Source organism: Thiococcus pfennigii (assembly GCF_016583835.1).
GTDB lineage: Bacteria > Pseudomonadota > Gammaproteobacteria > Chromatiales > Chromatiaceae > Thiococcus > Thiococcus pfennigii.
This window is the reverse complement of the sequence record NZ_NRRW01000048.1, coordinates 15,030-27,027: the sequence shown is the minus strand read 5'-3', so window position 1 is coordinate 27,027 and position 11,998 is coordinate 15,030. Positions and strand designations below refer to the sequence as shown.

Genomic DNA, 11,998 nt, shown 5'->3' with positions numbered 1-11,998 from the left:
CGGCGGCGCCGCGCGCCGCTCGCCGGCGTCCGAGGCCGCCTCCACCGGGGTGCTCGTCGGCAGACCACCCGGCGCGCCGGTGACTGGAACCACGAGCCGCTCCAGCCGCGACAGCGCGGGCGTCTCGCCTTCCGAGCGCGTACTGGAGACACGCCTCGCCGACTCCAACCGGGATGACGCGCGCGCGGTGAACGGCGGGGTCGCGGCGATATCCCCGGCCGGGGTGGCGCCGGGCGGCGACGGCGACGGCGACGGCGACGGACCCAGCATCGTTCGCTGGGGCGCCCGCGGCGGCGCCTGGGCCGGGACGGTGCCCGCGACAAAGGCCGCGGGCGAAGGTGCATCGGCCAGATTCGGGGCCAGATCGGGGGTGGGGTTTGGAATCACCGTCGGGGCCGCGGCGACTGGCCCGCGCCGCTCCGCATCCAGGGCGCGTTCCAGGACCGGCGCCGAGTCCGGACCGGCGCGCGAGGCCGACCCTAGAGCCCGGTGGGACGCGAAATCCGCATCGGGGGGCGATTCGAACGGCAGGTCGCTCACGGCGCCATCGAGCAACGCCGGCGCCGCGGCGAACGGCAGCCGGGCCGCCGTCTGGACGGTGTGGGCGCGCCCGATCGCGAGCGCCCCGAGGCGTGTCAGCGCGCCGCTCATCGGGCGACGAGATCCAGGTAGGCGGCGCGGCGCACCGGCGACAGACCGAGGATCTCCGCCTCGCTCCAGCCGTAGGTCCGCGCCAGCGTGTCGACCTCGCCGAGCAGGCCGCGCGCGCGGGCGGCGACCTCGTCCCAGAGCAGCGCGGCGATGTCGAGGCTCGCGACCCAGCGGTGGCCGCAGGCGTCGCAGGTCAGCGCGAGGCCAATCTCGGCGCCCGGATCGCTCGACTCGAGGGCCGCGTCGGCCTCCACGAGCAGATCGGCCAGTTCTGAATCGGTGAGTTCGGCCGGTGTCGGCAGTGGCGAGAGGCAGCGGCGCAGGATCGTGAGGGCCGCCGCCTGCGGGCTCGCCTCGCCGGCCGCGGCGGCCAGGTCGCGGATCGTCGGCGTGCGCCAGTGCCGCCCGCCGAGCCGGCCCTCGCGCGGCCCATCGGGTCCAGCAGCGGCCACTCGCAGGTCCTCGGTGTCGAGCGCGAGCGCGAACCGCGCCGCGCAGACCTCGCAGTCGACGTAGGCGTCGATCGCCGGCCCGAACAGGGCCGCGCGCAGGCCGAGCAGGGCCCGGTTCAAGGCGCCGAGCGGCAGGTCCGCGAGCCCGTCCGGGTCCAGGTCCGGGCGCGCCCAGGCACCGAGAAGCAGGGCACGGTCCAGCGGCTGGCGCGGGCAGCCGCGCTCCCAGAGCGCGAGGAGATCGCTGTCGCCGAGCATGGGCTCAGGCCGGCTCGGTGAAGGACGGCTCCGTCGGCTCGGTCACGTCGTAGTCGCGCTCCCAGCCCTCGTTCTCCAGCTTGATCGTCTGGATGGCCACGGCATTGGCGTTGGCGTCGAGGTCCGGCAGGGCCTGGTATTCCGAGACCCAGCAGCGATAGACCCGGTAGGCCAGCGCGAGCTGGCCAGCCTCGTTGTAGACCTCGATGATGATGTCCTTGCGGAAGTCCTTCAGCGACACCTCGGCGCCGAGGCCAGAGCCGAAGTTCCAGACCTTGTTGGCCCATTGCTCGAACTCGGTGTCGTGGGTGACGCCGCGCTCGAGGGTGATGGCCTCGTACTTGGTGCGCCCGGGGGACTTGCGCGTCGTCGACGGATCGCCACCCTCGCGGTGCTCGACGAGCTCGGTGCTGCGCTTGAGCGCACCGACCTTGGAGACGCCAGCGACATAGCGGCCATCCCATTTGACACGGAATTTAAAGTTCTTGTACGGATCGAACCGTTGCGCGTTGACGGCGAATTGGGCCATGGGACGCTCCTAGACCTCGACCTGACCGGCCATCTGCTGGACGCGGATGACGACGAACTCGGCGGGCTTCAGCGGCGCGAAGCCGACGAGGATGTTGACGACGCCGGCGTTGATGTCGTTCTGCGTCGTCGTCTCGCGGTCGCACCGGACGAAGTAGGCCTCGCGCGGGCTGCGACCCTGGAAGGCGCCCTGGCGGAACAACCCCTGCATGAAGGCGCCGACGTTGAGGCGGATCTGCGACCAGAGCGGCTCGTCGTTGGGCTCGAAGACGACCCACTGGGTACCGCGGTAGAGGCTTTCCTCCAGATAGAGGGCGAGGCGCCGCACTGGCAGGTACTTCCACTCGGAGGCGAGCTGGTCGGCGCCGGCCAGCGTGCGCGCACCCCAGACGACGTGACCGGTGACCGGGAAGGTCCGCAGGCAGTTGAGCCCCAGCGGGTTGAGCACGCCGTTCTGGGCATCGGTCATCGTATAGGTGAGGGCCTGGACGCCGGAGAAGGCTGCATCGAGGCCGCTCGGCGCCTTCCAGACCCCGCGGCGTACGTCGGTGCGGGAGATGATGCCGGCGATGGCACCGCACGGGGCGAACTCGCCCAGGCGGTTCTCGGCGAGCGTGTCGGGCATCCGCAGGCGCGGGAAATAGACGGCGGCGTTGCGGGCGTTGTCATTGCCGACGGCGCTGCGCAGGCCGTTGACGCCGCTCTCGGCGGTGGCGATCGCGGTCGCCTGGTTCGCGGTCCAGCCGGCCGGCGGGTCGACGATCAGGAGCGCGCGGCGCTCGCGGCAGTAGCCGGCCGCCAGGGCCCAAGTCGAGTTGGCGACGTCGGTGTCCGGGGCGAGCGGTGGAATGCAGAGCAGGTTGAAGAGGTCGGCGGCCTCCAGCGCGTAGAGGCCGGTGCGCGCGGCCTTGTCACCCGTGATCTGGGCATCGGTGAGGGCGCTGCCGTCGTCGCCGTCGCCGTTGAAGGCGATGGAGCCGGGCGTGACCGTCATCGGGTCGACGCCGGCGGCGGCATCGGGGGTCGCTGCCGGGCGCGTCGCGGGGGCTACCCCCGAGAGGCGCACGAGGTTCGACTCGTCGGCGAGCACCCGCCCGATGTAGCGCGGATGGGCCGCCAGCACCGAGACGTTGCGGAACGACTCGGTGGCGCCGGTTCCCGTATCGCGAATCGTGAGATTGAACAGCTCCTCGGTGCCGACCTCGGGACGCGTGGCGTGATCGACCCGCACCCGCAGGGCCTCGCCCCAGAGGCCGGGACTCGCAGCGATCAGGTTGAGCGTGTCGGCCGCACCGGTGGCCGCCGCCGCGCCGTTGTGCACGCGCACGATCAGGGCATCGCCGCCACCGTGCTGGAAGAATTGGTTCACCGCATAGCCGAGCGTGCCCGGCTGCCACAGACCGCCGAAGAGGCGAGTGAACTCGGCGAACCCCTGGATGCGCACCGGGGTATTGACCGGGCCGCGTCGAGCACGGCCGATGAAGGCCGTGATCGAGGTCGCGACGCCGGTGATCGTGCGCACCCCACTCGGAACCTCTTCGATGTAGACGCCGGGATAGCTCAATGCGGACGGCATGACGGATGCTCCTCGATTGCCCTATGGAACGAAGTCCGAACCGGGTGTCGGATGGCCGTGACTAGCATGCTCGGTCGCTGTGCAGCGAGGCGCGAACGGGGTCAACCGGGGGTCGCGTCGCGGGCGATGAAGACCTCGATCACGGCGTCCTGATCGGCGCTCGCGTTACTGACCTTGAGTTGGCGCGGGGCGACGCCGAGCAGGGCCGTGGTCCCGGCGGTGAGGACCTGCGGGCCGTCGAGGATGACGGACTCGGAGTCGGTCACGCCGTCGGAGGCCTTGACGCTGAGGTTCGGCCCATAACGGCTCGACTGGATGAGGATCAGACGGATCGCGGCGGCGGCACCGGGTTGCAGCTCCACGACCCGATCCGACTCGCCGGCGGCGATGGTCACGGCGACGCGGTCGGTTGCCTCGACCGATTGCGGCGCGGCCGAGGCCGCGATGCTCGGCCCCCCGCTGATCTGAACGCTGACGGACCAACTCATCTGGGCCATGGGCCACCCTCCTCTGATTGCCGGATGCCGCGACCACACGGGCCGCGACTGCCCGGCGGAGACGGGCAGCGCCATCGGCGCACCGCCCGCAACGCACGCGAATGGGGCTCAGCGCCCGGGTGACCCGGAGCCCCGTCGCCGCCACAGGGCGTACAGGATTCCGAGATGAACGGACGCGAACGACGGGCCGAAGTCGCCGCCGCGCGTGCGTCGGTGGCCGTGGAGGGCGAGTGTCTTCGTAGACATCTTCGTTATCATGCTTCGATCACGACGACTGGCCTGTGCATAGAAGATAGACGGTCCTCTGCAACTTGCAAGGCGAGGGGCGGGGCGTCGCGGGTCTCGGGGAGACAGGGGATGGCGGCGATCGCCAGCGAGGATCGTGCAGGACGGGTCCATTCTGCGACCTGTTTCGAGGTGGTCGATCCTCGGCGGGGTGCGTTGGGGAATCGCCGCCTCTCCGGGGGCATCGAGTCGGCGCCGCTCGGGCTCGTACCACCCCTCGGCGGCCGAGGCCGCAGCGATCGCCGATAGGCGCCACGCGGGGACTGCAGGCAGCGACGCGCGGTCTCGGGAATCCCGCAGTCTCGCACTAGATGCCGCCCGGCCGGCGATCGGCTGCCCGAATCGCCCGCCGGGACCGCCCACGAGCCGGCCCCTAGCGGCACAGGCCACGCCGGCAGAAGCAGCCGGTACGCCTCGCCTGCATGCTCCCGTCGATCGGAACGGATCCATCTGGGAGGGTCAGGGTCGCCCGATTGACCAGGGTAGTCGAATCGTGCGATTTGTCGTCGAGCCGCCCTTTATAATCCGTCGGCCCGCCGCCTCGGACGCGGCGGCCCGATCCGCTTCCACGAGGACAGTCATGGCACAACCCTCCCGGCATGCCCACGAGGCGCCGCCACGCGACCCGGTGCGACGGGTCGCCGCCGCCGTGCGCCGGCGGGTCCTGGAACACACGCTGACGCACAACGGCGGCTACCTGAGTCAGGCCTGCTCGTCGGCGGAGATCCTCGCGACCCTGTACCTGCGGATCATGCGCCTCGGCCCCAGCCAGGGACCGCTCGTGCCGCGCCCATTCGCCGGGGTACCGAGCGCCGCCAACCCGCAGGCCTTCACCGGTGCCGACTACAACGGCCCCAAGGCCGCGGACCTCGACCGCTTCATCTTCTCGCCGGTGCACTACGCGCTGGTTCTCTACTCGGTGCTGATCGAGGTGGGGCGGCTCGGTCCGGATGCCCTCGCGCAGTTCAATCGAGACGGCAGCACCGTCGAGTTGATCGGCGCCGAGCACTCGCCCGGCCACGAGGTCACGGCTGGCTCGCTGGCTCAGGCGATCAGCCAGGCCGGCGGCATCGCGCTCGCCCGGCGCCTGCGCGGGGACACCGGCCGCGTCTGGGTCTTCCTCTCCGACGGCGAGTTGCAGGAGGGCCAGGCTTGGGAGGCGTTCGCGGCGCTCGCCCACCACCGCCTCGGCAATGTCGGCGTCTACATCGACGCCAACGCCCAGCAGTGCGACGGCCCGATGACGGCCGTGATGACGATCGAGCCGCTCGCCGAGCGGCTGCGCGCCTTCGGTGCCGAGGTGCACGAGGTCGACGGCCACGACCCCGAGGCCCTCGCCGCCCCGGCCGCCACCCCCGGCGAGCGCGACCGCCCGCTGGTCGTCATCGCCCGCACCGACCCCTGCCGCGGCATCGAGCGGCTGCGCGAGCGGGCGCCCAAGCTCCACTACGTGCGCTTCAAGGACGCACAGGAGTTCGCCGCCTACCAGGCCCTATTGGAGCAGCTGCGCGAGGAGGCCCGCTGATGGAGATCGTCGCCCGCCCGCACCGCGACAACCTGGTCCGCTGGGCCGCAAGCCGTCCCGAGGTCTTGGTGCTCTCCGCCGACCTCACCGCGTCTTGCGAGGCCGACGGCTTCCGCGACCGCTACCCGGAGCGCTTCTTCTCGCTCGGGATGGCCGAGCAGAACATGATGGGCTTCGCCGCCGGCCTGGCGCGTGAGGGCTTCTTCCCATGGGTCCACACCTTCGCCGTCTTCATCTGCCGCCGCCCGTTCGACCAGGTGGCCATGTCGATCGCCTACCCGAACCTGCCGGTGCGCCTGATCGGCTTCCTGCCCGGCATCACGACCCCGGGCGGCGTCACCCACCAGGCGATCGACGACATCGGGCTGATGCGCCTGCTACCGAACATGACGGTACTCGAGTGCGGCGACGCAACCGATGTCGAGTCCGTGCTCGACGTCGCCCAGGCCGTCCCCGGCCCCGTCTACGTGCGCATGCTGCGCGGCGAGGTGCCGCGGCTCTTCGACGCTGCCGAGCCGCTGGTGCTCGGTCGCTCCCGCGCCCTCAGCGCCGGATCCGATCTCCTCGTCCTCTCCTGCGGCATCTGCACCGAGGAGGCGCTGCGCGCGACGCGGGCGCTGCGCGAACGGGGGCTCTCGATCGCCCACCGCCACGTCTCGACCCTCAAACCATTCACCGACCCGGAGCTGCTCCAGGCCATCGCCGACGCCCGCCACGGCGTGATCGCGATGGAGAACCACAGCACCATCGGCGGGCTCGGCTCGGCCGTCGCGGAGCTGATCGCCGAACACGGCCTGGCCCGCCGGCTGATCCGCATCGGCCTGCGCGACACCTACGCCCACGGCGCGAGCCGTGGGTACCTGATGCGCGAATACGGCCTCGACGCCCCGGCCCTGGTACGGGCCGCCGAGGACCTGACCGGCGAGCGCTTCGGCCTTACCGACGAGGACCTGGCCGCCGTGCGCCTGGATACCCTAACCCGCGCCGACAAGACCGAGGACCTCTAGACGAGACACGGCGCACCCGGCCGCACGGCACTACCTGACCGACGGGGCGCAGATGCCCGGGCCGCCTATCCACACGGGAGTCGCGAGAGATGACGCACAAGGTTCTGATCGCCGGCGGGGCCGGCTACATCGGTTCGCACATGGTCAAGGACCTGTTGGCCCATGGCTACGAGGTACTGGTCCTGGACAACCTGTCGAAGGGCCACGCAGACGCCGTGCCGCACGACCACCTGGTCATCGGCGACATCGGCGACCGCGACCTGCTGGAGACCCTCTTCGCCCGCCACGAGATCGCGGCCGTGATGCACTTCGCCGCCTTCATCGAGGTCGGCGAGTCGGTTCGCGAACCCGAGAAGTACTATCGCAACAACCTCGCCAACACCCTCGTCCTGCTCGATACGATGCGCCGCCACGGGATCGCGCGCTTCATCTTCTCGTCGACGGCGGCCGTCTACGGCACCCCCGAGCGGACGCCGATCACCGAGGATCACCCGCGGCACCCGATCAACCCCTACGGCGCGAGCAAGGCGATGGTCGAGCAGGTGCTCGGGGACTTCGACAGCGCCTACGGGCTGAAGTCGATCATCCTGCGGTACTTCAACGCCGCCGGCGCAGACCCGGACGGCGAACTGGGCGAGCGCCACGACCCCGAGACCCACCTCATCCCGCTGGTCCTCGACGCCGCGGCCGGCGACCGCGAGGCCATCGCGATCTTCGGCCAGGACTACGACACCCCCGACGGCACCTGCATCCGCGACTACATCCACGTCGCCGACCTCTGCCAGGCCCACCGTCTGGCGCTCGATGCCCTGCTCCAGGGTGGCGAGTCCGCCATCTACAACCTCGGCAACGGCCGCGGCTTCTCGGTCCGCGAGGTCATCGACGCGGCGGCCGCCGTCACCGGCCGCACGATCCCGTGTCGCGAGGCGCCGCGCCGCCCCGGCGACCCGCCACGTCTGATCGCCGACAGCGCCAAGGCCCAGCGGGAGCTCGGCTGGCGACCCGAGTACGCAGACCTCGCCACCATCATCCGCCACGCCTGGCAGTTCCGTCAGCGCCGTGCAGGCATCGAGCCGGGGGAGGCCAAGGCCGAATCAGCGGCGGCCTGACCGCTCGACGAGGCGGCGGGCGACGGTGCACGACGGGTGGGAGCCCGCTTGCGGGCCATCGGCGTTGCCGGCTAGCGGCAGATCGCCGGCAAACCGGCCCCTACCGGGCGCGCGTTCGCGGTCGGGCTGGCTGTCTGATCGCGGCGCGACCCCAATTAGAGGTCGCCGCGCTCGCGCACCAGGGCCAGGGCGCGCTCGGCATCCAGGGCGGCGAGATGCGGCAGGGGGTCGAGCCGGTTGGCGAGCACGTACTCGGTGAGCTGCTCGCGCACCAGGGCGCGCAAGGCATCGGGCGACCAGGGCTTGGCGACATAGCGATCGAGCCCGGCGTCGTTGATGGCGCGGATGGTGTCGTCCTGATCGGCCTGCCCCGTCACCAGGACCTGGCGCGCCGCGCGCGTGTCCTCGTCGGCGCGCAGTGCGATCAGGACATCGACCCCCGAGGTGCCCGGCAGGCGATGATCGGCGAGCACCAGGGCGAGGCGATCGCCTGCGGCGCGGATCTCCTCGATGACCTCCCGGGCGGTCTCGGCGTCCTCCGCCGCCTCGATCCGCACCAGGCGCGCGAAGACGGCCAGATCGCGCCGCAGGGCCTCGCGCACCGGCGGCTCGTCCTCCAGGATCAGGATCGCCAATCTCATGTCTCGCCCTCCTCGTCGTTCGGTGGCCCCGTCACCGGCAGGACGACACACACCTCGGTCTCGCCCGGCCGCGAGGTCAGGTCGATGGTCCCACCGTGCGCGGCAACGATGCGCCGCGCGATCGCCAGACCAAGCCCGAGACCATAGCGCACCGTCCCCTGTTTGGTCGTAAAGCGCGGCTCGAAGACGCGCGGCAGGATGGCCGGGTCGATCCCACGACCGTCGTCGCGAATCCGCACCCGCACATGATCGGCATCCGGCGCGTCCGTCACCAGCGCGATGCGACCGCCGGGCGCCAGGGCATCGAGCGCATTCGCCAATAGGTTGGTCCAGAGCTGACCGAGTTCGCCCGGGTGACAGCGGATGCGCGGCACCGGCCCGTAGTGGCGCTCGAGCTGGACCTGGCGCAGCCGATGCGCCATCAAACGCAGGGTGTCCTCGAGACCCTGGTGCAGATCGACGCCGGCGACCGGCGCGCCCTTGGGTCGCGCATAGGCGCGCAGGCCCTCGACGAGCTCGCAGATCCGCCGCGAGGCGACCTCGAGGTTGCGCAGGGCGGCCCCCACGCCGGCGGCCGTCTCGACGAGCGCGAGCCCGACCGGGTCACGCGCCAGGGCGCGCGCCTCGCGCGGATCCTCGACGCCCGCGACCGCGAGTCGCTGGGCCAGCGCCGGATCGCCGAGCGCCGCCTCGAGCGCGCGTCGCGTGGCGCGCTCGGCCGCCGTACCGCGCGGCGCCCGGTCGCGTTCGCGGGCGAGGACTTCCAGCGCCAGCGCGCCGCGCGGATGATCGGCGAGCAGGTGTTCCAGATCCTCACCGATGTAGCTGGTCGCGCGCATCATCGCCGCGACCGGATTGTTGAGCTCGTGGGCCACGCCGGCGGCCAGCTCGCCGAGGGTCGCGAACCGCGCCTGCTCGACCAGCTCCAGCTTGGCCTGTTCGAGCTGATGCAGCGCGGCGGCAAGGCGCCGACGCTCCTCCTCCAGTGCGCGGTTCAGGCCGGTCTTCTCGACCTGGAGCTGATCGGCGCGCCGCAGACGCTCGGCGAGCGCCCGGATCGAGAGGGCCGCGAGCCCGGCACCCAGGGAGGCATCGGCCGCCAAGGCCCGATCGAGCTCCTCGAAGGCCAGGTGCACCACCTCGACCTCGGTCGTCGCCCGCGCCGTGAAGAAGGCGCGCCGCTGCTGGGCGAGCGACAAGAGCCCCACGACGGAGCCGGTCGAGTCGTGGTGCAGGCGCAGCTCCCCCGCGGGCGTGGCATGATCGAGCGCGACCCGACCGCGCAGCACGAGCAGCACGGTATCGACGTCGACCCCCTCGTGGAGGAGCCGCGTCCCGGCGGGCAGGCGCAGGCGCGGACGCGGCCCGAGGACCCGCTCGATCCCGGCGAGGAGTTCGACCGTCAGCGCCTGGGTGTCGAGCTCCAGGCGCCCCAGCAGCACGCTCTCGGGCTGGGCGAGCGGCCGACCGTCGGCGGCGACCAGCCAGCGGGTGCGCGGATCGAGCGGCCGCTTCGCGCGCAACCAGCGGACCGCCTGGGCGCGCGCCTGCGACGCCAGCGCACCCGGCGCCCAGGGCCGGGCGATCAGGGCCGCGAGCCGCCCCCGATCGACCGTGGCGGCCAGGTCCGCGTGCACGGGGCGCTCGGTCAGCAAGAGCAGGCGCGCCTCGGTCAGGACCGGCCAGGCGTCTAACCCCGCCACCTGGGGGTCGACCGCGTCCAGGCCCTCGCTGCTCAAGAGCACCAGCGGCACGACCCAATCGGGATGCGCCGCAATCAGCGCACCTGCCTGCGCCGGATCGGCCGCACCCACGACCGTCGCGAGCCCGGCCAGCCCGGCGGCGACCTCGGCACGGAGCGGCTCGATCCCCGGCCCGGGCGCGATGACCAGGACCACCAACGGCGGTCGGTCCGAGCACAGGTCCGCCACGCCGGACGCCCCCGCCATCACAAGAGCCCCAGGGCGCCCCAGACGCGCGGCATCAGGAAGGCCAGCAGGAGCGCGCCGAAGCCGCCGATCGCCAGACCGCTCAGCACCATCGCCCGGGTCGGCACCTCGCCAGTCGCATAGGCGACGGCGTTCGGCGGGGTCGAGATCGGCAAGGCCATCGCGAGCGAGCAGGCGAGCGCCACCATGACCCCGACCGCGGTCGGATCGATCGGCAGACCGATCGCTAGGCTGAGCGCGAGCGGCACGAGCAGATTGGCGGTCGCCGAGTTGGAGATGACGGTCGAGAGACCAAGCGCGATCGCCACCAGCAGCAACAGCAGCAGGCCGAGCGGGAGCCGCTCCCAGTCGACCAGGCCGATCAGCCAGGCGTCGAGACCACTCTGGCCGATCCCGGCACCGAGCGCGATCCCGCCGGCGACCAGCCAGAGGACCGGCCATTGCAGGCGGCGCAGGTCTTCCCCGCTCATCACCTGGGTCGCGAGCAGGGCGACCACCGGGATGAAGCCGACCGTCGACGAGGCGATGCCGTGGAAGGGCTCGGTCAGCCAGAGCAGCACGGTCGCGCCCGCGATCAGATAGAAGAGGACGGCGGCGGGCGAGCGATCGAACTCGGCGGTGAGCCTCAGCGCGAGCGGCAGCCCCTTCGGGACATAGCGGCGCGTCAGGAACCACCAGGCAAAGAACAGCACGACCAGCATCAGCGGCATCGCGAGCGCCATCCAACCGACGAACGACAGGCCCTGCCCCTGCGCCTCCAAGGCGCCGAGCGCGATGGCATTCGGCGGCGAGCCCACCGGGGTGCCGATGCCGCCGACGTTCGCCGCGACCGGGATGGCCAGCGCGACCCCGGTGCGCGCCGCACCCGCGGGCAAGGCCGCGAGGATCGGGATGACCACGGCGAACATGGTCGCGGCCGTCGCGGTATTCGACACGAACATCGACAGGAACGCGGTGATCAGCATGAGCCCGAGCACCGAGCGGCGCGCACTGCCGGCGAACGGGCGCAGCATGACGGCGGCCAGGTTGCGGTCGAGCCCGAACTTGTGCGCCCCGTCGGCGATCAGGAAGCCGCCTAGGAAGAGGATGATGACCGGATTGGCCAGCGTCGCGAACCAGCTCGCCGCCGACGGCGGATCGACGAGGCCGCCGATCAGGGCCTGATCCGAGAGCATCAGCACCTCGAGCAGGATCACCAGCACCGCGGTCGCATAGAGCGGGATCGCCTCCGTCACCCAGAGCAGGATCGCGAGCAGGAAGATCGCGAGCATCCGTTGTCCGGCGGGCCCCAGATCGGGGATCTCGATCCAGAGCGCCAGGGCGAAGGCCAAGGGTCCCGTGACCAGGCCCAGCACCTGCGCAGGCGTGGGCGGGGTCAGCCGAACATGCGGCTGGCTCGGCAGCGATGTCATCAGGGCGGGACCTCGGGATCGGTCGGCTCGGTAGCGATGATCCCAATTCTGCTGGCAGTCACGGCGGGGCGGCAAATCCGTCGGCCGGGACGTGACACGCAGACGCGA

At 71.7% G+C, this 11,998-nt stretch carries 10 protein-coding genes and 1 pseudogene; 3 read left to right on the top strand and 8 right to left on the bottom strand.

The window, feature by feature from the left end; genetic code table 11:
- The 5 genes and pseudogenes from CKO41_RS14005 to CKO41_RS13985 all read right to left on the bottom strand — a co-directional run.
- Window positions 1–651: pseudogene (locus CKO41_RS14005) on the bottom strand (hypothetical protein); the annotation flags it as partial.
- A complete protein-coding gene (locus CKO41_RS14000; RefSeq protein ID WP_200382769.1) occupies window positions 648–1,361 on the bottom strand; it encodes a hypothetical protein in 714 nt (237 codons plus the stop codon). The pseudogene CKO41_RS14005 and the gene CKO41_RS14000, both read right to left, overlap by 4 nt.
- 4 nt (window positions 1,362–1,365) lie before the next feature.
- Window positions 1,366–1,890 (bottom strand): phage tail protein, encoded by a 525-nt coding sequence (locus CKO41_RS13995; RefSeq protein WP_200382768.1) that lies wholly within the window; start codon window positions 1,888–1,890, stop codon window positions 1,366–1,368.
- 9 nt (window positions 1,891–1,899) lie between these two features.
- Window positions 1,900–3,465 (bottom strand): phage tail sheath family protein, encoded by a 1,566-nt coding sequence (locus CKO41_RS13990; protein WP_200382767.1) that lies wholly within the window; start codon window positions 3,463–3,465, stop codon window positions 1,900–1,902.
- Window positions 3,466–3,566: 101 nt separating this feature from the next.
- On the bottom strand, window positions 3,567–3,962 hold the full coding sequence (locus CKO41_RS13985; RefSeq protein ID WP_200255368.1) for a hypothetical protein: 396 nt from the start codon (window positions 3,960–3,962) through the stop codon (window positions 3,567–3,569).
- Between the two features lie 865 nt (window positions 3,963–4,827).
- Here CKO41_RS13985 and CKO41_RS13980 point away from each other — a divergent pair.
- The 3 genes from CKO41_RS13980 (at window position 4,828) to galE (ending at window position 7,888) form a co-directional block, all read left to right on the top strand.
- Window positions 4,828–5,772 carry a transketolase gene (locus CKO41_RS13980; protein WP_200382766.1) on the top strand — a complete coding sequence of 315 codons (945 nt, stop codon included), beginning with the start codon at window positions 4,828–4,830 and terminating at the stop codon, window positions 5,770–5,772.
- Window positions 5,772–6,779 (top strand): transketolase family protein, encoded by a 1,008-nt coding sequence (locus CKO41_RS13975; RefSeq protein WP_200382764.1) that lies wholly within the window; start codon window positions 5,772–5,774, stop codon window positions 6,777–6,779. The genes CKO41_RS13980 and CKO41_RS13975 overlap by 1 nt, the downstream gene beginning before the upstream one ends.
- Window positions 6,780–6,868: 89 nt before the next feature.
- Entirely contained in the window at window positions 6,869–7,888 is a 1,020-nt protein-coding gene (galE, locus tag CKO41_RS13970) for a UDP-glucose 4-epimerase GalE (RefSeq protein WP_200382762.1), read from the top strand.
- 155 nt (window positions 7,889–8,043) lie between these two features.
- Here the strand turns inward: galE and CKO41_RS13965 are convergent, their stop codons facing one another.
- From CKO41_RS13965 to CKO41_RS13955, 3 genes are read right to left on the bottom strand one after another with little or no spacing between them, the layout of a single operon-like run.
- Window positions 8,044–8,529 (bottom strand): response regulator, encoded by a 486-nt coding sequence (locus CKO41_RS13965; protein WP_200382760.1) that lies wholly within the window; start codon window positions 8,527–8,529, stop codon window positions 8,044–8,046.
- Entirely contained in the window at window positions 8,526–10,478 is a 1,953-nt protein-coding gene (locus tag CKO41_RS13960) for an ATP-binding protein (protein ID WP_200382758.1), read from the bottom strand. Before CKO41_RS13960 ends, CKO41_RS13965 begins: the two co-directional genes overlap by 4 nt.
- A complete protein-coding gene (locus CKO41_RS13955; RefSeq protein ID WP_200382756.1) occupies window positions 10,478–11,890 on the bottom strand; it encodes an SLC13 family permease in 1,413 nt (470 codons plus the stop codon). Before CKO41_RS13955 ends, CKO41_RS13960 begins: the two co-directional genes overlap by 1 nt.
- Window positions 11,891–11,998: the final 108 nt, after the last annotated feature.

What these genes read in the sequence shown, in the direction of transcription:
- CKO41_RS14000 (WP_200382769.1), bottom strand. Translation starts at nt 1,361, where the DNA reads ATGCTCGGCGACAGCGATCTCCTCGCGCTCTGGGAGCGCGGCTGCCCG.
- CKO41_RS13995 (WP_200382768.1), bottom strand. Translation starts at nt 1,890, where the DNA reads ATGGCCCAATTCGCCGTCAACGCGCAACGGTTCGATCCGTACAAGAAC.
- CKO41_RS13990 (WP_200382767.1), bottom strand. Translation starts at nt 3,465, where the DNA reads ATGCCGTCCGCATTGAGCTATCCCGGCGTCTACATCGAAGAGGTTCCG.
- CKO41_RS13985 (WP_200255368.1), bottom strand. Translation starts at nt 3,962, where the DNA reads ATGGCCCAGATGAGTTGGTCCGTCAGCGTTCAGATCAGCGGGGGGCCG.
- CKO41_RS13980 (WP_200382766.1), top strand. Translation starts at nt 4,828, where the DNA reads ATGGCACAACCCTCCCGGCATGCCCACGAGGCGCCGCCACGCGACCCG.
- CKO41_RS13975 (WP_200382764.1), top strand. Translation starts at nt 5,772, where the DNA reads ATGGAGATCGTCGCCCGCCCGCACCGCGACAACCTGGTCCGCTGGGCC.
- galE (WP_200382762.1), top strand. Translation starts at nt 6,869, where the DNA reads ATGACGCACAAGGTTCTGATCGCCGGCGGGGCCGGCTACATCGGTTCG.
- CKO41_RS13965 (WP_200382760.1), bottom strand. Translation starts at nt 8,529, where the DNA reads ATGAGATTGGCGATCCTGATCCTGGAGGACGAGCCGCCGGTGCGCGAG.
- CKO41_RS13960 (WP_200382758.1), bottom strand. Translation starts at nt 10,478, where the DNA reads ATGGCGGGGGCGTCCGGCGTGGCGGACCTGTGCTCGGACCGACCGCCG.
- CKO41_RS13955 (WP_200382756.1), bottom strand. Translation starts at nt 11,890, where the DNA reads ATGACATCGCTGCCGAGCCAGCCGCATGTTCGGCTGACCCCGCCCACG.